The organism is Microbacterium sp. CIAB417, from assembly GCF_022788845.1.
The window spans coordinates 41,653-63,954 of the sequence record NZ_JAHZUT010000013.1 but is presented as its reverse complement, the minus strand read 5'-3'; the positions used below and the strand labels follow the sequence as shown (position 1 = coordinate 63,954).

Here is a 22,302-nt window from a genome sequence, read left to right as displayed (position 1 = left end):
ATTCTTTTCTGGTTGCCCGGATTGCTCCGGGCAGCGCCCCGATAGCTCAGTGGCAGAGCACTTCCATGGTAAGGAAGGGGTCGTCAGTTCAATCCTGACTCGGGGCTCGCAGCATCCGGTGGTCCACCGCCGGAACGTCGCGGCAGGGTAGCTCAGTTGGTGAGAGCGCACGACTCATAATCGTGAGGTCGCGGGTTCAAGCCCCGCTCCTGCTACCAAAGTACTCATACTCGAACAAATGACCTTGAGATAATGGTCTAGGCGTTCGGAATCAGAAGCGCCGGAGTTTTCTCCGGCGCTTCTTTTATTGGCGGACGTGCTGCGAGTGTTGAGCACGGCGTCGCGGAGATCAGCGACGAGGGGCTGGAACTCGCGGGCAACAGTGGACTGGTGGCCGTCGTCGTCCACCCAGATGCGGGAGAAGAACGCGGCGAGGAGCTTGCGCTTAACGGCACCGGTTGCTGCAGTGAAGAGGGCATCGGGTCGGGCCATCAGGTCGAGGTAGCTGAGCACCATCTCGGTGCGCTGCTGGAGCGATTCGGTGGTGGTGTCCAGGCTGGTGCGGATCTCGTGCTTCTTGACCTGCAAATCTCGGAGCCGCGTGCGGAGCTTGTCGGTAGCGAGCGCTCCGTCGGCAGCGAGGTCGACCAGACGTTCTTCTTGGACGTCGAGCTTCTTGAGTTCCTTCTGCAAGCGTGCACGCTGTTCGGCGTGACGTGAGAGGACGTGGTTCAGGGCCGCCTGTACTTCCCCTTTCGCTTCGTCGATGGCATCGGGGGAGAGGCGGAGGCTGGCGAACTCACGGGTGAGCGCGCGCTCGAGTTCGTTCGTCGGGAGGTAGGGCAGATCGCAGAGACCGTCTTGGCGTCCTCGGCAGAGGAAGTACTCGTAGACCTGGTTGGCGTGGTTCTTGGCCTCGGCGAAGATGAGGCGGTGTTCGCGTCCGACGTCGTGGCAGCGGCCGCAGTGCAGCATGCCTCGGGCGAAGTGGTTGTGGACGCGGTCACGCTGTCCCCTCTTCACGCGGGCGTCGATGACCTGTTGGACACGGTCGAAGAGGTCTGGGGTGATGAGTGCCTCGTGTCGCCCCGGGTACACGTGTCCACTGGCACGATGATCTGGGAGTTGTTGTCCACAAGCCCGTACCGCACGGAGCGCCACGACGTCCAGGTGACGAGGGATCGGGGCACTTGGGCCACGCAGATCGGGCATCTCTCTTGAGCAGCGAAGGTACCGCGGGCGAGAATGAGCCCGAAGATTGGGGGCTCATGGGACGTCGACTGACTCGACGCATCGTTCCAACAGCGACCGCAAGCATCGCGCTCACGCTGGCCGTCGTCACGCCCGCGCTGAGCGCATCCGCGAACGACGCCTTCCCGCCGCCGGAAGTGGAGAGCGCGCTCTCATGCTCCGCGTCTGCCAGCGTCTGGCTCGAGGACGATCTCTGCACGCAGGGTGTGCATTTCAGCGCTCCGCGCCCCGTTCATCTCATGAATCAGGCCTACATCGACGGAAAGAGCAGTGACCCTGTCGGCGAGACCGATTACTGGATCGCCGCGGCGTACGACCAGAACAATCAGGTGCTCGGCACGGTCGCCGCACGCCCGGCCAATGATGCGTGGCAGCTGTATCCGCTCGACACTCGTGAGTCCTTCACCGTGGGGATCGTGACCCATCCCGATGCAGATCTGGTCGAGCTTCGTATCACCGGCGGCGCCTTCTACGCCGTTGAGAACGACACCATCGTCGGGCTCAACGAACCCGCGCTGACGATCGCGGCCACACCTCGTCCAGTTGCGGATGCTCAGGCCGACATCACCACCGCCCACGCTCGGTCATCGGGTGGTGGCGGCGCCGTGCCGGCAACCAATGCAGGGGTGGTGCCGGTGATCGGGTTCTCGATCTTCGCGGCGCTCGTGATTGGAGCGTTCGCGGCGTTCAGCGCACGCGACCGACGACACGGGCGAGGAGCGGTCCGCGCGCAGAGCTAAGCGCCGCGAGTCGCCAGCGCCTCGTTCGAACGCGGCTGCAACCTGAGGGGGAGGCACGGATCGGCCTACCTGCGGTCGGGGCTCCACCGAGTGATCAGGAACGCACCGGCCAGCCAGACGACCGACGCCACAACAAACGCTGTGAAGGCGCTGTCCGGTTGGGTCAGCAGCGTGAAGATCTCAGAGCGATCCTGATTCGCCCGCGGGATGAGCAGCGGAGGCAGGATCGTCCACACGATCGGCAGAACCCAGCCGAGCTGCGTCCCCAAGATCCGGTAACTCACCGTCGCTATCCCTGTCAGAGCGAGAATGTTGCGCACCACAGCGATGGCGCCCTGGTCCATGCTGACGTCGGAGCCCATCCTGGATGGGAACAACAAGCTCGCACCTCCCACGAGCGCGATGGTGAGCGCGGTGAAGGCGAGAAGATGTGTCAGCTCGGGTCGTCGCAAGCTGCGTGATCCGACCCGCTCCTGCCCACCAAGCGGTGTCACCAGAGACGCTGCAATCGCAAGGGCAGGCAAGAGAGGAACCAGTAGCGCAACCCGCACCTGCGCATCGCCCGTCGGGCTCAGCGATACGGCCAGTGGTCCGCAGGCAATGGCGAGTGCCGCGGCAACCAGAACACTGACACAGACCGCTCGCCATCGACGAGTGCGGGCGAAGAGGGCGACGCCGCTCACATCAGATCGGACAGAGACAGATTGCATGCGAGGTAGTCCTGCTCGTGATCTCGAAGCCAGGCATTCCCTTCCTCAGTGGAAAGCTGCGAGAAGTGCTGCCACTCAGCGAACCCGAGAGATTGCGCGTCAAGTTGGGAGAGTCCATAGTCGTCGAAGTCCGCGAGCCACGTGTCAACGATGGCGACGGCGGTCACCTGCTCGTAGCCGGCCTCTCGCTCGACGCACGCTGGGTACCCGCCGTACTTGGTGACGTAGCGGAACACCGCGAGCTTCAGTCCGTCGGGATCGATGCCCTCGAGATACACGCTTCGGGCGCCTTGCGCGGGAGCGTCCCCAATCCCCTCTACGTTCTGTTCGAGCACCGTGGCGACAAGGGGCGTTCCATCTGCCTTCTTGTTGAACTCTTCGAAGAGCGATTCGAGTTCTTGCATGGCTCCTGCGTATCCGCGGTTCAGGCAGAGGGTGAGAGGAGACGCGCTGCACTCGAAGTCTCGGTGGTTGTATCCAGTGAGGTACTGCCCATTCGTGCTGATGATGACGGAACCGTCCACTACCGCAAGAACGACGGCTGCGGCGGCCGCCGCAGCCGTAGGAATACGCAGGCGACGTCGGTACGAGGCTGCGATAAGGATGAAGAGAAAGCCAGCGGCGCTGAACAGAAGCACCTGACTCCACATGGTCGCGTCTATGTAGCGTGCGAACTCCGTGTCGCGATGGGGCAACGCGGGGAACAACGATCGGCCGCCCTGTTTCAAGGGCAAAGCCTGCACAAGGACGTAGCCGCCGAAGACGATGAGCGTCGCGAGCGGCGCGGTGAACCAGCGCCGTCCGACGACGGCGCCGACCATGTATCCGAGAGCAGCTGTGACGAAAAGGCATGCCCAGAGAGAAAAGAGCCACGAGAGCGAGGGGGCGCCGTATGTACCGCTGAGTCCCGCGTAAATCACGAGGACGAGGACTGCCAGCGGGAATGCCAACACGATCGGGCCAAGGAGCTCTGCGATGCTCCTCAGGTACACCAGAGGTCTGGCGCGCGACCCGTTCTCCATTCGTGCGCGTGCGGGCGATGCCCAGCGAGAAGCGAACCACGCCGTGAAGCCTGCCGCCAGCGGCCCCGTGAGCACGGACGACTCCGAAAGGCCCGTCACCAGGTCCGACCAGAGGTTCAGCCCGGTTCGTCCGCCGGAGAGGGCGAGCCAGATCATGACCGCGGTCAGGGCGAGGGCGGACAGTGCAGGGGCAACGTATCGGCGCGATGCAATCCACAGACGATGAATCATGCCGCGCTAGCTCCATGTTGCGCGAGGACCGTTAGGTACCCATCCTCAAGCGGCGAGGGTGTCATCCCTGACGAGCCACCACGCAATGCAAGCTCCGCAGGACTTCCGTCGAACAGGAGCGCGCCCTGGGCGACCACGAGGACGCGATCCGCAATGGCCGCTACGTCGTCCGTGAGATGTGTGCTGAGCAGCGTGATTCGCTCATCCTTGTCGCGCTGCAGGGCACGCCGGAAGGTACTCCGCTGTTCGGGGTCCAAACCGACGGTGGGCTCGTCCAGCAGGAGTACCGCGGGCTGATTGACCAGGGCTTCGGCGAGGCCTACTCGCTGACGCATGCCACCGGAGAACTTCGCGACGCGTTCATCCTGCTTCTCAACAAGGTCCACGGTGGCGAGCGCCTCAGTCACCGCCGAAGACCGAAGACCGCGCGGGACCTCCTTGAGCCACGCGACGTACTGAACGCTCTCACGTGCCGTGAACCCAGGGAAGAACTGCCAGTGCTGTGGCATAAATCCCGAGCGGCGCAGGAACGCGCGCTCGGCTGCGGCGGAGTCGGTGGCGCTGTCACCGTCGAGAAGCACCTCGCCGTTCGCCGCCCTGGTCGGCTTTGCCAGCGCCTCGAGAAGTGTGGTCTTGCCCGCCCCGTTCGGGCCGAGGAGCGCCGTGATGCCCCGCCCGAGGGTAAAGCTGAGATCCTGGAAGATTACGCGGCGACCATGCCGCAGCGTAAGGCCGCGTGCGCTTAGCACGCGGCCCACGCTCTCATCGGGAGAAGTTAGCAATGCGTAAGGGTCCTCATCGAGCTGCTGCGGATGACGTCGCCGCCGGCCTCACCGTGACGGTAGTAGCCCGTCTCGGTGTAGTACTCCGTCGTGTTGCCGTTGTCGCATGTCGTGTCCGAAAGCGAGTAGTTCGGTGCGGCAGCCGGGGACTGGGACTTGGTCTTCACGCGGACATCAGGAAGACCGTTGAAGTTGTGCACCAGGCGAATCACGAACGAGTTGATGTACGGAGCGTTGCAATAACCGCTTCCGCTGTACTTCACATACACCCCGCTCAGACTCGGCGCATTTGACTGAATGGAACACCCAGACGGCATTGTTCCTGTGTCGTCAGCGAATGCTGCCTGCGCCCCCACGACAGTTCCGCCGAATCCAACTACTGCTGCCAAAAGAATGGCTCCCAATTTGCGTTTCATATGCCCGAGCGTAGGGGGAGAGTTTGCATGCGTCTGTCCCCCAAATTTCCTACATCGCGTGCTGAGCGGCCTAGCTAGCCTACGCGCGTTGCGCGCGCAGGTGCTTAATATCCCCACTCATCGACATCGCCCTGTTGATAACTCTCGAAGAGGGTCGGCGCACTGTATCCTCGGGAGTCGTCAGAGGTACGCTGCACGGCCATGGACGATGTCCTCGCTGCCGCGGCTCAGCCACGGTGTACGGAGTGTGGCACCGTCTTGCGCACGCGCGCCTACGGGCTCTACTGCGGTGGCTGCAATCTCGACGTTCTGGGCGTCGGCACCGGAGAGTCTATCCGCCTGTCTGCGCTCGCGGCTGGGCTCTGGAGAGTGTCCTGGATTCTTGGGTTCGTCTTACTAACGAACAATTGGCCAATGGGTCACCTCCAAGAGACGCGGCAGCTTTGTATCGAGAAAAGTTCAAAACCATGGGTAGCGGAGAACCGTTGAATGCCCTGCATGGTTTCTCTCGCGTCGGAGATCGTTCACGTTGGACTCCTGTAAAGGGCTTCTATTCGGCGGCAGGCGTTGAAGTTCGTACGCGGGACGGTTCTGGGTCACAGATCTTGTGGCCTCTCATTGCGATGGAACTTCGTGAGAGGAACTCGTTTCTGGAAATGTCCCTGCGTGTTGGGATCTTCTATTTGGACTCGGGTCAAGTCGCAGCATATGGATGGCGATTCGATTCTGCCGATTCTGACGGAGATCGGACTGGGCTTGGGCTTCATCACTATCCTCATGTCCAGCAGATCTCCAGTTGGGAGGAGGGACGGTTTAACTTCATGCCGCCGAATCACAGGGCCCCCTCGCCCAGCGATGTGACGCACTGGGTGGAGGAGGAACGGCAAGTGCTGGAGACCCGCCCTGCGTTTCCTCTTGCGTGCTCAACGCCTGCGGGGCTGATGGTTGCTGTTCTGGTGGCAATATACGGGGGCCGTCGAGCTATGGGTATTATCGCGGGTGCAGGAGCGATGCCGTTGAGGGAGTTTCACTCGCTCACGTCAAACAGGCTCTTCGGGGCGGATGCTTGAGTAACAATCCGGCCGACGAGCCCGTCGAGACGTAGAGGTCGTCTTGCATCGGTCGCCGGCCGACTGTTGGAGGCTCTAAGCAACCTAGCGTCTGTGGCGCTGGGGGTGCCACAGACGCGGAGCTGCGAAGCCTTATCGACTCCGCGAAACCGCGGCAAGAAGACGCGACTGAGGTGTGAAACACGCCCCGACGGCGACCACTTAGGGGTTGCATCTCAAGGCGCACCCGGTCTCTGGGTGGTGGCTCCGATCTTGTAGCTACCGCCGCGTGGACGCAGGGTGACTCCTTCTTTGATGAGTCGCTGTCTCACATTGTTGTAGCTGGTGTCGAGGCGCGCTGCGATGACAGCGATCGGATGGCCGCGCTCGTATAGCTCTCGAGCAAAGTCGATCTGGTCTGTAGTAAGCGGACGACGTCGGAGCGTTGCTCCTTCGTCTCGAAGCAGCCGAAGGAGACCCGTCTTGGACAGGCCATAACTCGCGCAGAGCGCGGGGGAGCTCGTGCCGGACTCGTATTCGGCAACGATCTGGCTGATCAACGCCGGCTCGAGACGCCTGCGGAGCGATCGACTCGCTTGGTCTCGTGTGGCGTCCGGATGGGTGGCGTATGGCACTAGATCAGCCAGTGTCTGCAGTTCCGCTAGAGACGGCGGCAGGAGCACCGATTCATTCGAGTACTCGTGTACCGGGCCTACAGACAAGGCCCCCGGTTCTGCCGGGGGTTTTCTGCATTCCGGGTCGGGGCGTGCATGCAAGGAGTGCGCGGATTGACGCGCCCGGTCACTCGATCACGGTGGGTACTTTCGTGTGTATTCGTATACCGCGCCCGCCGTGAAGGCAGTCGCCGGTCATCACCCCAACACTTCCACACCGAAGCCCGACACCACCGCGCGCACCTCGTCGAGGTAGCGCTGCGCCTGCTCGGTGAGCCCGAGGGCGGCCTGGCCGATCCAGCCGATCTCGATCCTCTCGTCCACCTCCAGCGGGACGGCGACGATCTCCGGATCGAGGTCGTCGCTGATGATGCCGGTGGAGATCGTGTAGCCGCCGAGCCCGATCATGAGGTTGAAGATGGTCGCGCGGTCGGACACCCTGATCTCCTGCTTCGCGGAGAGGGTCGAGAGGATCTCCTCGGCGAGATAGAACGAGTTGTTCGCACCCTGATCGAAGGTGAGCCGCGGCAGGTCGGCGAGGTCGTCGAGCGTTGCGCGACCCCGTGCCGCGAGCGGGTTCTTCCGCGAGATGAAGATGTGCGGCTCTGCGAAGAACAGCGGATGGAAGGCCAGTCCCGCATCGCGGAGCAGCTTGTTGATGACATTCCGGTTGACGTCGTCGCGGTACAGGATGCCGATCTCGCTGCGGAGCGTGCGGACGTCCTCGAGGATGTCCCACGTGCGCGTCTCGCGCAGCGAGAACTCGTACTCCGCCGCCCCGAAACTCCTCACCATCCGCACGAACGCGTCGACGGCGAATGAGTAGTGCTGCGTGGAGACGCCGAGCAGGCGCCGGGCAGGCGGACGACCGAGGTAGCGCTGTTCGAGGAGCGCGACCTGCTCGACGACCTGCCGGGCGTAGCCGAGGAACTCGGTGCCATCGGCGGTGAGCGTCACGCCCCGCGCCGACCGGATGAGGAGGGCCCGCCCCACCCGGGTCTCGAGGTCCTTCATCGCCGCCGACATCGTGGGCTGCGACACGTAGAGCAGGTCCGCCGCGGCGGAGATCGACCCCTCTGCCGCCACCTCCACGAAGTAGTGGAGCTGCTGCAGGGAGATGCCCGCGGTGGTCTTAGCCATAGTCGAAGACTATAGGAGCGCATAGCCAGCCTGAATTACCTGATGGGTTCAGTTCCTCGACACGATGGCATGACACCCCCGCGCCACCCGCCGCGCGAGAACCCGATTGGCTGCGCATGACGAACGAACTCACGTTCCGCATCTCCACGACACCGTTCGACGAGGACTACTCGCCCTCCGCCGAGTCCCGTGCCACGACGAACTTCGCCAACCTCGCCCGCGGGGAGGATCGGCAGGAGAACCTCCGCAACGTCCTGACGATGATCGATCGCCGGTGCAACGACCTCGCGCGTTGGGACAACCCGAACGGCGATCGTTACGCCGTCGAGCTCGAGATCGTGTCGGTGGATGCGGCGCTGACCGTCGACCGGGAAGAGCGCCACTTTCCGCTGCTCGAAGTGCTCGACCTCCACATCCGCGACCTGCACACCGGCGTTCGTCATCACGGGATCGTGGGCAACAACTTCTCGTCCTACGTCCGCGATTACGACTTCAGTGTGCGTCTTCCCGCCGTCACCGCGGAGGCGGGCGCCTTCACGGTGCCCGACGACTTCGGCGCCCTGCACGGCGCGCTGTTCGAGGCGTTCGTGGATTCGGAGGTCTACCGCGAGCGCTTCGAGATGCCTCCGGTGATCTGCATCAGCGTCTCGACGAGCAAGACGTACCGCCGCACCGACAACACGCATCCGGTGCTCGGTGTGGAGTACCTCCAGAGCGACTACTCGCTGACCGACGAGTACTTCGCGCGGATGGGGCTGCGCGTGCGGTACTTCATGCCCGCAGGCGCCACGGCACCGCTGGCGTTCTACTTCCGCGGCGACCTGGCCAACGACTACACCAATCTGCAGCTGGTCGGCACGATCAGCACGATGGAGAGCTTCCAGAAGATCTACCGCCCGGAGATCTACAACGCCAACGCGGCCGCGGGCAGCGTCTACCGCCCGAGCCTGGAGCACGGAGACTTCTCACGCACGCAGGTCGACTACGACCGCGTCGAGCGTGCGCAGCTGGCGATCACCCAGGGCACGTACGCGGCCGAGCACTTCCTGACGCCCTACGGCGATGTGCTCGCACGATGGGCCGGTCTCGAGCCGGCGCTCGCGCGATGACCCGCGGGGAAGCCCCCGCGCTCCTGCCCACCGCGATCGTAGGGAGCCTGCCGAAGCCCTCCTGGCTCGCGAAGCCCGAGGTGCTCTGGTCGCCGTGGGAGCTGGAGGGTGCCGGCCTCGTCGAGGGCAAGCAGGATGCGTTGCGCATCGCCGTGCAGGAGCAGCAGAGGCGCGGCATCGACATCATCAGCGACGGCGAGCAGACCCGGCAGCACTTCGTGACGACGTTCATCGAGCACCTCGACGGGGTCGACTTCGAGCGCCGCGAGACGGTGCGCATCCGCGACCGTTACGACGCCAGTGTGCCGACCGTCGTCGATGCCGTCGGCCGCACGAAGCCGGTGTTCGTCGAGGACGCGCGCTTCCTGCGCCAGCAGACCGATCGCCCCCTGAAATGGGCGCTTCCCGGCCCCATGACGATGATCGACACGCTCGCCGACCGTCACTACAGAAGCCGAGAGAAGCTGGCGTGGGAGTTCGCGGTCCTCCTCAACGAGGAGGCGAAGGAGCTCGAAGCCGCGGGCGTCGACGTCATCCAGTTCGACGAGCCCGCCTTCAACGTCTTCTTCGACGAGATGCGCGACTGGGGGATCGCCACCCTGGAGCGCGCGGCCGAGGGGTTGCGAGCCGAGACCGTCGTGCACATCTGTTACGGCTATGGCATCGAGGCCAACACCCGATGGAAGCAGACGCTGGGCTCCGAGTGGCGTCAGTACGAGGAGTCCTTTCCGCTGCTCCAGTGCTCGGCGATCGACATCGTGTCGCTCGAGAGCCACGGCTCCCGCGTGCCGATGGAGCTCATCGAACTGCTGCGCGGCAAGAAGGTCATGCTCGGCGCCATCGATGTCGCCACCGATGAGGTCGAAACCCCGGAGGAGGTCGCCGGCACCCTCCGTGACGCGCTCCGCTACGTCGACGCCGACAAGCTGATCCCGAGTACCAACTGCGGCATGGCGCCACTGCCGCGGGACGTGGCGCTCGCGAAGCTCAGTGCGCTGAGCGCCGGGGCCGCCATCGTGCGCGGCGAGCGGGGCTGACCGACGCCGTCACGCGTTCGCGCGAGGCGAGCCCATCTGTCTCGCGTCGGCCGCAGCGGCAGCCTGCCGCCGCGCCCGCTCGAGGAACACCGCGGTGAGCACCGCCCCGATCCGAGCCGACCCCGGCTCGAGCGGCCCGAGGACGGCGGTGATGCGTTCGAATCGCTGGTAGAAGGTCTGCCGATGGATGCCGAGGGATGCGGCCGCATCCGTCTTGCTGCCGAGATTCTCGGCCAGCGCGCGCAGGGTGTCGAACAGCTCGCCGTGCGAGACGGCGTCCCGATCAAGGAGCGCGCCGATCTGCTCGTCGATGAATTCGGAGACCGGCTCGATCTGCGACAGCAGCGGCCAGAGCCGGGTCACGGCGATGCTCGCCGCATCGACCACCGGCTCCGCATCCGAGGCGTACGGCACGCTCTCCCGTGCGGATCGTACGGCTCGCACCGCGCGGTCCACGCTCGCGCTGGTGGGCCCGACCGCGGCCCGCACGCCGCCGCGCGAGGCGAGGCGCCGCAGGGCGTCCGTCACCGCGTCGCGCACGTTCTGCGCGTCCCACGACAGGGCGAACCCCACGATGCCGACGTACTGTCCGTCGGCGAACTGCCCGGTCGATCGTGGCGAGATGGCAGCGATGGCGTCCTGCACCGCCGCGACGGTCGAGGGGTCGCCCAGTTCGACGACGAACGGGATGAACCGGTCGTCGGGCTCGAATCCCAGCCGCACGGCCAGCGTCGTCAGCTCACGCGCGTGCTCGGCGGCGGAGGTGCGCGGGCCGCTCGACGCGAGCAGCGAGATGAAACGGCTGCGTCGCCGGTCGTGGGGAGAGAGCGGATGCGTGCGCAGCAGCGCGATGGCGAGGATCTCGGGCGCCCGTGACAGCGCACCCGAGAGGAGGTGGATGTCGGCGTCCGCCGCCGGCCGCAGCGTGAGCGTCGCGACGACCGTGCCGCCGAACGACACCGGTGCGGTGTACTCGATGCCGAGCGACGGCGTCTCGGCGTCGACGAGCGCGACGCCGAGGGTCTGGCCAGACAGCGACGTGAGCTGCGCGGACGAGTTCGCCCGATCGCGGATGAGGGCGAGAAGCTGGTCGATGCTCGCCAGATTCTCGATCGCCTCGGAGAGCGCGAGGGATATCTGATCGGCGATGCGCAGGCGCCGCAGGCTCACATCGGCGAGCTGGCTGTTGATGCTCTCGCAGATCTGCACGAACGGCACCCGGCGCCGCAGGTGGATCACCGGAAGGCCGCTCGCCTCGGCGTGTTCCAGGAGCGCGTCGGGGATCCGGGGAAGTCGGGGTGTCGTCTCGACGGCGAGCGCGGCGATGTCACGCGCGACGAGGGTGTCGACATAGGTGCGCAGCTCGGCCGCATCCGCCGTGATGAGGTTGACCCCCTCCATGAGGATGAGCTCCCCGCCGCGCAGAAGCGGCGCGATGTCGAGCTGCTCGCTCGCGTGCACCCAGCGCACATCGACCTCGGATGCGGTGCCGCAGACGAGTTCGGGTTCGGTCTTCTGGACGACGGCGTCCGCGAGGATCTGGTCGAGCAGGAGGGGCATACATTCTGTCCATTCGCCGTGACCGCGAGTTTACAGAGCGCCAGGGGCGCGGAAACACCGTCGCCGCATGCTGGGTGCCGACCCGCTCCACTGATCGCTCCACCTCGCGAGAAGGACACCGCCCATGTCTTCTGCCAGTCCGCACGACATCGAAGAGACACTCCAGCCCATTCCCGAGTCGGCACGCACGACCCGCGTATCCGGCCAGTTCTGGATCTGGATGGGGGCGAATATCGCCCCTATCAACTGGGTGCTGGGAGCGCTCGGCATCAGCATGGGTCTCAGCCTCCTCGACACGATGCTCGTGCTCGTGATCGGCAACCTGATCGGCATGGGTCTGTTCGGCATCTTCGTACTGTTCGGTCAGAAGACCGGCGTCACGGGCATGCTCCTCGGCCGTGCGGTGTTCGGCCGCCGTGGCAACTACCTGCCCTCGGTGATCCAGGCGGTCGTGGTGATCGGCTGGTGCGCGGTCAACACGTGGATCGTCCTCGACCTCGTGACGGCTCTGCTGGGTCAGCTCGGCTGGCTCGATCCGACACAGGCGAACATCGGCTGGAAGATCGGTATCGCCGCCCTCATCATGGCCATCCAGGTGGGCGTGGCGCTCGCCGGATACAAGGCGATCGCGGCGTTCGAGCGGTGGACGGTGCCGCCGACCGTGCTCGTTCTCGTGATCATGTCTGTCGTCGCGTGGTTCTTCCTCGACATCGACTGGGGCTACGCAGGCCCCGCGGGCGCGGAGCTCTCCGGTGGCGAGCGCATCGTCGCGATGTCCGCGGTGATGACCGCCATCGGCATCGGCTGGGGTATCACCTGGCTGACCTACGCGGCGGACTACTCGCGCTTCATCAGCACGAGCGTGCCGCGCCGCAAGCTGTACCTGGCGAGCGCTCTGGGGCAGTTCATCCCCGTCATCTGGCTCGGTCTGCTGGGGGCTTCCCTCGCCACGAAGAACGGCACGGTGGACCCGGGACAGCTCATCGTCGAGAACTTCGGCGCGCTCGCCATCCCGGTTCTGCTGCTGGTGCTGCACGGGCCCATCGCCACCAACGTGCTCAACATCTACAGCTTCAGCGTCGCCGCCCAGGCGCTGGATCTTAAGGTCGGTCGCAAAGCCCTGAACATCCTCGTCGGCGTGCTCTCGCTCGCCGCCGCCGTCTTCTTCATCTTCCAGGAGGATGCGGCCCAGACCCTCGACGCATGGCTGGTGGGGGTCGTCGGCTGGGTCGCCACCTGGGGCGCGATCATGCTCGTGCACTACGGCATCTTCGAGCGCCGCTCCCGCCGGTTCGACCACCTGTTCGACGCCGTCGGCTCCAAGCGTCTGCCCGACGTAAACCCGCGTGCGTTGATCGCCTTCTTCGTCGGGATCGTCTTCACCTGGCTGTTCCTGAACGGGATGGTGCCGGCGCTGCAGGGCCTCGGCTCACAGGCGCTCGGCGGCCTGGACATCTCCTGGCTCACCGGCGGCGTCGCCGCAGGTCTTACCTACTGGCTGCTGGCACGCAACAGCCACAAGCCGTGGGTCGAGGCGCAGCAGTTCGCCCAGGCTCCCGAATCCCGCGAGACCGTATCCACCCGCTGAGGGTCCCCGCAGCGCCCCGCCCCACCCCCCACGGAGAACCACATCATGAGCACCTTCATCCGCGACGCCCACGTCATCACCATGGACCCGATCTCGGGCAGCACTCCGCTCGTGCGCAGCATCCGCATCGCCGACGGCGTCATCGTCGCGATCGGCGAGCACCTGGAGCCCGAGCCCGGCGACGAGATCATCGAGGGCCGCGACCGCCTGGTCGCGCCCGGTTTCGTGAACGCGCACACCCACTCGTGGGAGATGCTCTACAAGGGGCGCTACGACAACCTGCCGCTGGAGATGTGGATGGCGATGTCGTACCCGATCCTCGGCGACAGCCGCGTCGCGCCGGACCTCGTGCGTCTTCGCACCACCCTCTTCGGGATCGAGTCGCTCAAGGCGGGCGTCACGACGCTCGTCGACGATGTGCTCGAAACTCCGGGGCAGGATCACGAGCAGCTCGCGGCGGTCTTCGACGCGTATGAGCAGCTGGGCGTGCGGGCGAACGTCTCGGGGCACGTCATCAACCGCCCCTTCCTCGACACGGTGCCCTTCGCCGAGGACTACCTGCCCTCCGACGTGGTGAGCGAGATCCGTTCCGCGCGCGTGCCGACCACCGATGAGTACCTGACGTTCGCCCGCGAGGCCTTCGCCGCGCACCACGGTCGCGCGAACGGCCGGCTGCGGTTCATGGTCGCGCCCTCCGCGCCGCAGCGGTGCGAGCCCGCCCTGCTGACCGGGGCGACCGAGATGGCGCTGGAGTTCGCCGCCGAGTGCCACATCCACGTGCTCGAGACCAAGACGCAGCTGGTCACCGGGGACGAGTCGTACGGCGGGAGCCTGGTCTCCTACATGGCATCCATCGGAGCTCTTTCGCCGAACACGACGCTCGCGCACGGAATCTGGCTCACGGATGCCGACATGCAGACCGTCGCCGCGGCGGGTACCTCCATCTCCCACAATCCGATCTCCAACCTCAAGCTCGGGTCGGGGATCGCCGCGTGGCGGAAGCTGCAGAACGCGGGCGTCAACCTCGGGCTCGGCACGGACGGCTGCTCGAGCAGCGATTCGCCGCGGATGCTCGATGTCGTCAAGACCGCGGCTCTGCTGCACAAGGTGACCGAGCCGGACATCGACCAGTGGCCCACGGTCGCCGAGGTGCTGGCCGCGGCAACGATCGGGGGAGCGCGCAGCGCCGTGCTCGATGACGTCGTGGGCTCGCTCGAAGTCGGCAAGCAGGCGGACCTGGTGATCTACGACCTCGAGACCATGGCCTTCACGCCCCGGCAGAAGCTCGACCTGCAGCTCGTCTACTCCGAGAACGGGTCCTCGATCGACATCGTCATGGTGCAGGGGCGCGTGGTCGTCGCCGGCGGCGAGGTGATCACGGTGGACGAGCGCGCCGCCCGGGCTGAGCTCGCCGAGCGCCTCGACGAGATCATCGAACGCCAGGACCGCCTCGACGAACGCAACCAGGCGGTCATGCCCGGTCTCGCGCGCATGTACGAGCGCGCGACGTCCACGCCGGGCGCCGTCAACCGCTTCAGCGGCGACGAGCGCGCCTGGCTCGTCTGACCGCGACGCGGGTCGGGGGCGGGCGGTAGCCTGCCGGAATGGCCGCCCCCGTCCCGTACCTGCAGTTCGCCGGCATCGCCGCGGACGCGCTGAAGACCTACCGCGACGTCTTCGGCGGTGAGCTGGAACTCCACACCTTCGCCGAGTTCGGCCGCCAGGACGGCGCGCCGTCCTGGATCGCGCACGGCGAGCTGCGCGGCCCCGTCGACCTGTTCGGATCGGATGCGGCCGACGGCGCCGCATCCGTCCAGGTGCACGGCGTGCTCTTCGCGCTGCTCGGAGCCGGCGACGCGGCGACGTCCCGGCGATGGTTCGACGCGCTCGCCGCGACGGGAACCATCATCGAGGCCATGGGGGAGCGACCGTGGGGCGACGTCGACGGGCAGGTGCGCGACGCGTTCGGGGTGACGTGGCTGATCGGTTACTCGCCCGCCGACGCCTGACCGCCGAGCTGTCCCGGGTGGGTGAGCCGCCACCACTCGGTCGGCGGCTCAATGTCGCCCGAGACGACGACGTCCGCGGTGGTCGTGTTCGGCCCCGCCGTCCAGGTGATCGTGCCCACGACCTCGCCGTCTGCGTACGTTGTGGGCGCCGAGACATCCATGGCGACGGTGATCGCGGTATCCGACCATGTCAGGATGCCGGGTGCCGAGGCGACGACGAGGGCCGCTCGGGAACCCCAGATGGTCGAGAGGGAGCCGATCTGCTGTCCCTGCTCGGCGAGCTGCACCGTATGGAACCCGTCGCGGATGCTCTGCAGCTGTGCGCGCACGACGCTGTCCACGGTGTCGCGCGAGTACACCCCGAGCACGACGCCCGTGATGTGCAGCGGCTCGCCGATCCCCACATCCAGCGTCGAGGTGTACAGCAGGTTGTAGTTGTCGGGCCCCAAGTTCCCCGTCTTGAGACCGGTGATCCCGTCGATGCCCAAGAGGTTGTTCGTGTTGCTCACGGTGCCGAGCTCTCCGAGCGACGCGGACGGCATCGCGGTGATCGCGGCGATGGTCGGTTCGGATGCGGCGAGCTTGCCGAGGGTGATGAGGTCGGCGGGCGTGCCGGTGTTGCGTGCGCTGATTCCCGTGGGCTCCACGATCGTGGTGCCGGTCATCCCGTGCGCGTCGAGCCAGGTGCGCGCGGCCGAGAGGAACCCGCTGCGCGAGCCGAACGCCCAGGTGGAGACGGCGTCAGCGTAGTTGCTGGCGGAGGGGAGCAGCATCGCGGTCAGCGCATCGCGCAGCGACATCGAGCTGCCGGTCGGCATGGCGAGGATCGTCGCACCCTGCACGTAATACTCGTCGTACAGGTCGTGGTCGGCCTTCGAGAACGTGAGGGTCGGCCCGGGGTCCTCGGGCCCGCTGAGCGGTGACGCATCGAGCACCACGAGCGCCGTGATGAGCTTGCTGATGCTCGCCAGCGGGCGGGCCTGGTCACCGCCGCTGGAGGTCCAGATGCCACTGGCGCCCGCGCCGAGATAGGCGTCGCCTCCTGACACGCTCAGAGCCGACGCGCCTTCCGTCGGCATCGCGATGCCGACGGCACCAGGTGTCGACACCGACGGCTTCTCCGCGGCCATGACCGGCTCCGGCAGCGGAGCATTCAGCGCCCAGACCGTATAGCCGCCTCCCGCCGCGAGAGGAAGCGCGACGAGAACCAACAGCACGATCGCGACGATCCAGCGGCGTCGGCGGCGCACGCGACGATCGACCGGCGGTGGGTCGTCCTCGCCGTCGTTCAGCAGGCCGGCGAACGAGACCAGTTGATCGGTCGGGTCGTCGTGCGTCGTCATCTCGGGGCCCCCATCCCTCGCGCGCAGCACCATCCTGCCGCATCCGGTGCGGGAGCGGTGCCGCGCTCTCAACCGCCGACGGCGGCGCGCAACGGATCGGTCACGCCGTCGACGCAGGCGTAACGCGCGATGTCCCATCCGGCCAGTTCCGCCCCGGCGAGATACGCGGCCTCGAAGAAGTCGAGCGCGGCCTTTCGCGGGTCACCCGTCTCCTGGGCGCGCGCGAGCGGATACACGGCGAGATGGGAGGCGCCGCGATCCAGCCAGTGCGCTCCCTCCGGAAGCGGGCGCCGCGCGATGCCCGCCGGCTCCGGCGACGTATAGGAGTAGAACGCGGGCTCGGGCACGCTCGCATCGCCGAACCAGAACCCCGACGAGACGACCTCCCGCGAGTAGGCCTCGCGCGTGACGCTGTCGGCTTGGTCGGTGTGCGGCACGACCGTGTCGGAGAAGCGGGTCGCGGCGATGTCGAACGTGTGCCAGAAGTGATGCACGGGACTCGTCTTGCCGCTGAAGCGACCGCAGAACTCCTCGAGAACGAGACCCGCATCCGAGAGCAGCCGCCAGTACGCCGTGACGGATGCGGGGTCGTACGCGTCGTGTTCGGTGTCATCGCGGAACGGGCGGGCTGCGTCGGGCAGGTCGAACGGCGTCGCCTCGAGGATCGGAGCAGGGTCGAGACCGGCGCCCTCGAGGGCGCGGACGAGGTGGGCGTGGAAGCCCGCCACGGACAGCCCCGGCAGTGAGAACGAAGTGCGGACGCCGTCGCTCGTGACCACGCTCAGGCGGTGATCGATGAAGTCGAAGTCCACGGCGAAGGTCGGGTCGGATCCCATCGGACGGGTCGTGATCCCGGTTCCGGTGAGGTGGAACGGCACGTTCCACCAGTGATTGCGCCGCACGCTGCGCGCGAGCCGCAGCTTGCCCACCACCTGCACGAAGCGGTGCAGGGTCTCCTTCGTCGGCTGCCAGGCCTCGTAGGGCAGACGCGTCTCGAGCATGCGGACCTCTTCTCGGCACGGATGCGGCCGCCGTGGCCGCGTCTTGTGATTCGAGCATGCCAGCGGCGGCACGCAACGCGCGTGGAGGAGGCCTCGACACCTGTCGCAGCAGTGCGGCCCGATCCGCTTCTATCGTCGTCGCACAAGACCACGTCCCACGGATCTCGGGAAGGACAGCGCAGATGCAAGAGCGACTGCGGATCGGCATCGCGGGCGGATCGCTCGGCGGGCTCGGCGCCGCGGCACTGCTCACCCGGGCCGGTCACGACGTCACCGTCTTCGAGCGTTCCGCGAGCGGGCTCTCGGGCCGGGGCGCGGGACTCGTCGCGCAGGACGAACTCCTCGCGCTCCTGCGAGCGGCAGGTCGCCCGGATGCGGCGCGCGGCACCGTGACCTCCGAACGCATCGTTCTCGACCGCGCGGGACGCGTCGTCTCCCGGGATCCCACGCCGCAGACGCAGCTCTCGTGGGACGTCCTCTACGATGCGCTGCGCTCCACGCTGGCGGACGCGGCATACGTCACGGGGATGCGCGTCGCGGGGGCGGGCGGCTCGCCGGGCGGTGCATACCTCGATCTGGGCTCGAGGGGCCGACGCGAGTTCGACGTCGTGATCGGAGCCGACGGCCTGCATTCGGCGGTGCGGGGATTCGTGGCGCCCGAGCAGAAGACCAACGCGTACAGCGGCTACGTCACCTGGCGCGGACTCCTTCCCGAGACGGCGCTGCCGTCGCAGGCCGCCGAGGTTTTGATCGGACGGTTCGCCTTCTTCACGGGGCACGGCGGACACGCGCTCGGGTACCTCGTGCCTGGGCCGCGCGGCGAGACGGAGCCGGGTCGACGGCGCTACAACTGGGTCTGGTACCGCACGCTCACCGCCGGCGCGTTGAGCGACATCCTGGTCGCATCGGGCCGGCGCCGGGATGCGGGCTCACTGGCCCCGGGCGAGCTCCCGGCCGGCTTACGCGAGGGCTTGGTGGATGACGCGGCGCGGCTGCTCCCGCCACCGTTCGCCGACGCGGTGGCGGCTGAGTCGCATCCCTTCCTGCAGGCCATTTACGACTATGTCCCGCCGCGGATGACCGCCGGCCGTGTTGCCCTGCTGGGCGACGCTGCCGTCGTCGTGCGGCCCCATACCGCGATGGGCGCGGCGAAGGCGGCCGCCGATGCGCTGGCGCTGGCGGGCTTACTCGCCGAGCGGGCGCCCGCCGATGCGTTGCGTGCCTACGACGCGGCGCGGCTCCCCGTGGGGCGGTGGATCGCCGACTACGGGCGCAGACTGGCGGCCGGCCTGCCGTTGTGAGCGAGACGGCAGGCTCGGGCAGGGGCGGTCAGAACGGCGGGTCGCCCGGTGGCGACGCATCCGCAACGAACGTGGGTGTTCGCCGCTCCGGGACGACCGTGTAGATGCGCCCCGTCGGACTCGTCCACTCGGTGGACGCATCCGCGAACTGCCGCACCTTCCATCCGCCGTGGTGCTTGAGGGTGTGGTGGCCCTTGCAGAGTGGGGTGAGGTTGTCGGCTGCGGTCGACCCGCCGTGCTCCCAGGCGATCGTGTGGTCGATCTCGCACCGATGAGCCGGAACCATGCAGCCGGGAGCGCTGCACCTGGCGCTGCGCCACCGCGCGAGCCGTCGCAGGCTCGCCGGTGGGCGGTACTGCGTGCGCCCGACCGACAGGACGAGCCCGGTCTCGGGGTGGGTGAGCACGCGCATCCATCCGTCGGCCCCGCCGCACAGCTCGCGAGCCTTCGCGAGGGGGATGGGTCCCACTCCGTCGACGACGGCCGGGGCCTCGCTCTTGCCGAGGAGGGTGAGTGCGGGCACCGTGACCGCGACCGTGGCACGGATGCCGCGCGCCTGCTCGCCGTGCTGCGGCACTTCGCCGTCGATCAGGAGGTCGGCCGCGACGTCGGCGCGTGCCTGATCGAGCGTGCGCTTCCGGTTCGCCTCGGCGCCCACGGAGCTCTCCGGGTGTTCGGATGCGGTCGGCTCTGCGGCGATAAGGGCTGCGGCGGTGCGCGTGAGGCGGTCGAAGATTGCCCTCGCCTCGACGGCCGGCAGATACACGGTGAGCCACGCCATCCCGTCGCGATCGTCGTCGACCGCGACCCGACGCGTCTCGAGAGCCTCGCGCTGCCGCTCGGTCAGCGTGACGGCACGGGCATCGTCGACGAGACGGCGCACGGCGTGCCGGAAGACACCGATGGGCAGGCGCATGGCGAGCTCGAGCGCGAGCGGGGCCAGCTCTTCGCGCAGCCACGGCTCGGCGCGATCGACGGCGTCGACGAGAGCCTCGGCGTGCCTCTGGGTGATCTGCGCACGGCTCAGCGCGGTGAGGGTCTCGGGGTACCGCTCGACGAGCGCCACGGCGTGGGCGATCAGGCGGTCGACTGCAGCCTCGGTGGCTCCGATCGCCTGCGCGAGCTCGAGGCGCAGCGATCGCTCGACGATGCCGCGATCGTGACGGCCCGCGCGCTTCGCGTCCGCGTGCGCGTCGGCGCGCATCTGGGCGATCGCCCACACCTGCTCCGCGGCGAAGACGGACAGCATCGCGGAGACCTCGACGACACGATCGACCGCGTCCTCGGGCTCGACCGGCGCCCTCTCGACAGCGCGCGCGAACGCCGCATCGGGGTCCTCTTCGAAGAGGGGCGCATCGTTGGACATACCTTCACCGTAGGGAGGGCCTCCGACACCGCGATCGTGCTCGCGACGGATGCGGGTCGGGATCGCCGCGATGATGGTGGCATGGACGACGTCACCTTCCGCCGCTTCTCGGACGACGAGTTTCCCGCGTGGATCGCCGTCCAGCATCGCGCGTACGCCGAGGAGCGCGTGCGTGCCGGCGATGACCGTGCCACCGCCGAGCGCATCGCCGCCGAGTCGTACACCGAGCTCTACCCCGGCGGGCTTCCCGCGGCGGGGCACCACGTGCTACACGTCGACGCGGCAGGACGCGCCGTCGGGGTGATGTGGCTGGGGCCGCATCCGCGCGGCAACGAGGGTGTGTGGTGGGTCTGGGACGTCGAGATCGACGAACCGTATCGAGGCCGCGGCTACGGGCGTGCTGCGATGCTGCTCGCCGAGCGGTATGTCGCCGAAGGCGGCGCACGAGAGCTCGCGCTCAACGTCTTCGGTTTCAACGAGCGCGCTCGACGGCTGTACGAATCGCTCGGCTTCGGCGTGACCGCGGTGCAGATGAGCAAGCCGGTGCAGCCGGAGTCCTGAGCCTCAGGCGTGATCGCGCCAGGAGTGCTGCGGCGCATACCCGAGCAGGCGCTGTGCCTTCGCCGTCGAGAACAGGCTGTCGTTGACGCCCAGCTCTCCTCGCACCTCGACCCCCGGGAACACCTCGGCGACGAGCTCGGCGTTGGGCCGCGTCATGACCGTGTCGGCCGCGGCGATGAGGAAGTGGTCGAAGCCGTTCGGCGCCGTCTCGAGCGCACGGAGCACGGCCTGCGCGCCGTCGCGGGCGTCGATGTAGCTCCACAGGTTCCACTTGCGCACTCGCGCGTCGCCGTCGAAGGAGGGGAACTCGGCGTAGTCCTCGGGCACCATAACGTTCGAGAAGCGCAGCGCCGTGATCGACAGCTCCGGATGCCACCGCACCAGCTCGATCGCCATCCGCTCCTCGAGGTGCTTGACGAGCGAGTACACCGACTCGGGGCGCGCCGGGTACTCCTCGTCGACGGGGATGTAGGGCGGAGGCACGTCGAAGGGGAGCCCCTGAACGGTCTCGCTCGACGCCGTCACGACCCGCCGGATGCCGAGCCGCGTCGCCGCGTGCAGCACGTTGAACGACACCGTCATGTTGTTGTGGAAGACGGCCACATCCGCGCGCAGGCCCGGAGCCGGGACCGCGGCCAGGTGCACGAGCGCGTCGACGCCGTCGTGCTGGTCGTTCACCGATCCGAGCGCGTCGACGACCTGGCCGTAGTCGGTCAGATCCACCTGCACGAAGCCGGGTCCGCGCTCGCCGACGATATCCAGGCCGATGACCTCGTGTCCGGCCGCTGCCAGTTCGCGAACGACCACGCGTCCGAGCTTTCCCGATGATCCCGTCACTGCGATCCGCATCTCTCCAGCGTGCCACAGGCGTGGAGCTAGCGGCCGGAGCGACCGGAGGCAACCCCGTCGGGGCGTGCGGTCGGCGTGCTTAGCGTGACGCTACGACGATCGGAGGCCGCCATGTCACGCAATGTCCGACGCATGTCCTGCACGCCCGAGGAGGTCTTCGCCGTGATGGCGGACGGCTGGCTGTACCCGTCGTGGGTGGTGGGTGCCTCGCGGATGCGGTCGGTCGACGATGCCTGGCCGGCTGAAGGGGCGCAGCTGCACCACTCTTTCGGCGTCTGGCCCGTGCTGATCGATGACACCACCGAAGTGCGCGAGTACGACGCGCCGCGCCGCATCGTGCTCCGCGCGCGCGGCTGGCCGATGGGGGAGGCGCGCGTCGTGATCGAGGTGCGACCAAGCGAGGACGGATGCGTCGTGCGCATCACGGAGGACGCGGTCGCCGGCCCCGGGGCATGGATCCCGCGCTGGATCCTGAACCCGCCGCTGCACCTGCGCAACGCCGAGACTCTGCAGCGGCTGGCGTTCCTCGCGGAGGGTCGGGCCGCGAGAGGGGGATGATCGAA

21 protein-coding genes and 2 tRNA genes are annotated in these 22,302 nt (G+C 67.3%); 13 read left to right on the top strand and 10 right to left on the bottom strand.

What is annotated here, in order from left to right; all coding sequences use genetic code 11:
- Nucleotides 1–35: 35 nt before the first annotated feature.
- The 5 genes from KYX17_RS29725 to KYX17_RS29705 all read left to right on the top strand — a co-directional run bounded on the left by KYX17_RS29725 (nucleotide 36) and on the right by KYX17_RS29705 (nucleotide 1,991).
- Nucleotides 36–107: transfer RNA gene (locus KYX17_RS29725), tRNA-Thr, on the top strand.
- Between the two features lie 34 nt (nucleotides 108–141).
- Nucleotides 142–218, top strand: a tRNA-Met gene (locus KYX17_RS29720).
- 172 nt (nucleotides 219–390) lie between these two features.
- On the top strand, nucleotides 391–720 hold the full coding sequence (locus tag KYX17_RS29715; RefSeq protein ID WP_243233070.1) for a hypothetical protein: 330 nt from the start codon (nucleotides 391–393) through the stop codon (nucleotides 718–720).
- A gap of 6 nt (nucleotides 721–726) precedes the next feature.
- On the top strand, nucleotides 727–1,221 hold the full coding sequence (locus KYX17_RS29710) for a hypothetical protein (protein WP_243233068.1): 495 nt from the start codon (nucleotides 727–729) through the stop codon (nucleotides 1,219–1,221).
- Complete coding sequence (locus KYX17_RS29705) at nucleotides 1,218–1,991, top strand: hypothetical protein (protein ID WP_243233066.1); 774 nt, start codon at nucleotides 1,218–1,220, stop codon at nucleotides 1,989–1,991. Before KYX17_RS29710 ends, KYX17_RS29705 begins: the two co-directional genes overlap by 4 nt.
- Nucleotides 1,992–2,056: 65 nt before the next feature.
- Here KYX17_RS29705 and KYX17_RS29700 read toward each other — a convergent pair whose 3' ends face one another.
- The 5 genes from KYX17_RS29700 to KYX17_RS29680 form a co-directional block, all read right to left on the bottom strand.
- The gene (locus KYX17_RS29700; RefSeq protein WP_243233064.1) at nucleotides 2,057–2,674 is read right to left on the bottom strand and encodes a hypothetical protein; all 618 of its coding nucleotides are present in this window, start codon (nucleotides 2,672–2,674) and stop codon (nucleotides 2,057–2,059) included.
- Nucleotides 2,671–3,879: a hypothetical protein gene (locus KYX17_RS29695; protein ID WP_243233063.1), complete on the bottom strand. Its 1,209-nt coding sequence runs from the start codon at nucleotides 3,877–3,879 to the stop codon at nucleotides 2,671–2,673. Before KYX17_RS29695 ends, KYX17_RS29700 begins: the two co-directional genes overlap by 4 nt.
- A gap of 71 nt (nucleotides 3,880–3,950) precedes the next feature.
- The gene (locus KYX17_RS29690) at nucleotides 3,951–4,703 is read right to left on the bottom strand and encodes an ATP-binding cassette domain-containing protein (protein WP_243233062.1); all 753 of its coding nucleotides are present in this window, start codon (nucleotides 4,701–4,703) and stop codon (nucleotides 3,951–3,953) included.
- A 26-nt stretch (nucleotides 4,704–4,729) separates the two neighbouring features.
- A complete protein-coding gene (locus KYX17_RS29685; protein WP_243233048.1) occupies nucleotides 4,730–5,005 on the bottom strand; it encodes a hypothetical protein in 276 nt (91 codons plus the stop codon).
- 2,068 nt (nucleotides 5,006–7,073) lie between these two features.
- Nucleotides 7,074–8,015: a LysR family transcriptional regulator gene (locus KYX17_RS29680; RefSeq protein WP_243233046.1), complete on the bottom strand. Its 942-nt coding sequence runs from the start codon at nucleotides 8,013–8,015 to the stop codon at nucleotides 7,074–7,076.
- 116 nt (nucleotides 8,016–8,131) lie between these two features.
- Here KYX17_RS29680 and KYX17_RS29675 point away from each other — a divergent pair, with 116 nt between their 5' ends.
- Together KYX17_RS29675 and KYX17_RS29670 are read left to right on the top strand one after the other, a co-directional pair.
- Nucleotides 8,132–9,124, top strand: a complete 993-nt coding sequence (locus tag KYX17_RS29675) for a putative oxygenase MesX (protein WP_243233043.1) — start codon at nucleotides 8,132–8,134, stop codon at nucleotides 9,122–9,124.
- Nucleotides 9,121–10,161, top strand: coding sequence for a methionine synthase (locus tag KYX17_RS29670; RefSeq protein ID WP_243233041.1), 1,041 nt, complete (start codon nucleotides 9,121–9,123; stop codon nucleotides 10,159–10,161). Before KYX17_RS29675 ends, KYX17_RS29670 begins: the two co-directional genes overlap by 4 nt.
- A gap of 9 nt (nucleotides 10,162–10,170) precedes the next feature.
- On the opposite strand, the gene KYX17_RS29665 is transcribed toward KYX17_RS29670, so the two are convergent.
- Nucleotides 10,171–11,721, bottom strand: a complete 1,551-nt coding sequence (locus tag KYX17_RS29665) for a PucR family transcriptional regulator ligand-binding domain-containing protein (protein WP_243233039.1) — start codon at nucleotides 11,719–11,721, stop codon at nucleotides 10,171–10,173.
- A 124-nt stretch (nucleotides 11,722–11,845) separates the two neighbouring features.
- On the opposite strand from KYX17_RS29665, the gene KYX17_RS29660 reads away from it, so the two are divergent.
- The 3 genes from KYX17_RS29660 to KYX17_RS29650 are packed head-to-tail and all read left to right on the top strand — an operon-like array spanning nucleotide 11,846 to nucleotide 15,318.
- On the top strand, nucleotides 11,846–13,309 hold the full coding sequence (locus KYX17_RS29660; protein WP_243233037.1) for a cytosine permease: 1,464 nt from the start codon (nucleotides 11,846–11,848) through the stop codon (nucleotides 13,307–13,309).
- A gap of 45 nt (nucleotides 13,310–13,354) precedes the next feature.
- Nucleotides 13,355–14,875, top strand: coding sequence for an amidohydrolase family protein (locus KYX17_RS29655; protein ID WP_243233034.1), 1,521 nt, complete (start codon nucleotides 13,355–13,357; stop codon nucleotides 14,873–14,875).
- Between the two features lie 38 nt (nucleotides 14,876–14,913).
- A complete protein-coding gene (locus KYX17_RS29650; RefSeq protein ID WP_243233029.1) occupies nucleotides 14,914–15,318 on the top strand; it encodes a VOC family protein in 405 nt (134 codons plus the stop codon).
- On the opposite strand, the gene KYX17_RS29645 is transcribed toward KYX17_RS29650, so the two are convergent.
- On the bottom strand, nucleotides 15,297–16,661 hold the full coding sequence (locus KYX17_RS29645) for a D-alanyl-D-alanine carboxypeptidase family protein (RefSeq protein ID WP_243233027.1): 1,365 nt from the start codon (nucleotides 16,659–16,661) through the stop codon (nucleotides 15,297–15,299). The two genes, KYX17_RS29650 and KYX17_RS29645, sit on opposite strands and share 22 nt — an antisense overlap.
- 68 nt (nucleotides 16,662–16,729) lie before the next feature.
- Nucleotides 16,730–17,662 carry a DUF5996 family protein gene (locus KYX17_RS29640; protein ID WP_243233025.1) on the bottom strand — a complete coding sequence of 311 codons (933 nt, stop codon included), beginning with the start codon at nucleotides 17,660–17,662 and terminating at the stop codon, nucleotides 16,730–16,732.
- Between the two features lie 182 nt (nucleotides 17,663–17,844).
- Between KYX17_RS29640 and KYX17_RS29635 the strand changes: the two genes are divergently transcribed.
- Nucleotides 17,845–18,963 (top strand): FAD-dependent monooxygenase, encoded by a 1,119-nt coding sequence (locus KYX17_RS29635; RefSeq protein ID WP_243233024.1) that lies wholly within the window; start codon nucleotides 17,845–17,847, stop codon nucleotides 18,961–18,963.
- Nucleotides 18,964–18,991: 28 nt separating this feature from the next.
- Here KYX17_RS29635 and KYX17_RS29630 read toward each other — a convergent pair whose 3' ends face one another.
- Nucleotides 18,992–20,329 carry an HNH endonuclease signature motif containing protein gene (locus tag KYX17_RS29630; protein WP_243233021.1) on the bottom strand — a complete coding sequence of 446 codons (1,338 nt, stop codon included), beginning with the start codon at nucleotides 20,327–20,329 and terminating at the stop codon, nucleotides 18,992–18,994.
- 81 nt (nucleotides 20,330–20,410) lie between these two features.
- On the opposite strand from KYX17_RS29630, the gene KYX17_RS29625 reads away from it, so the two are divergent.
- Nucleotides 20,411–20,890, top strand: a complete 480-nt coding sequence (locus KYX17_RS29625; RefSeq protein WP_243233015.1) for a GNAT family N-acetyltransferase — start codon at nucleotides 20,411–20,413, stop codon at nucleotides 20,888–20,890.
- A 3-nt stretch (nucleotides 20,891–20,893) separates the two neighbouring features.
- Here KYX17_RS29625 and KYX17_RS29620 read toward each other — a convergent pair whose 3' ends face one another.
- Nucleotides 20,894–21,739, bottom strand: coding sequence for an NAD(P)-dependent oxidoreductase (locus tag KYX17_RS29620; RefSeq protein ID WP_243233013.1), 846 nt, complete (start codon nucleotides 21,737–21,739; stop codon nucleotides 20,894–20,896).
- A gap of 111 nt (nucleotides 21,740–21,850) precedes the next feature.
- On the opposite strand from KYX17_RS29620, the gene KYX17_RS29615 reads away from it, so the two are divergent.
- Complete coding sequence (locus KYX17_RS29615; RefSeq protein WP_243233011.1) at nucleotides 21,851–22,297, top strand: SRPBCC family protein; 447 nt, start codon at nucleotides 21,851–21,853, stop codon at nucleotides 22,295–22,297.
- Nucleotides 22,298–22,302 lie beyond the last annotated feature (5 nt).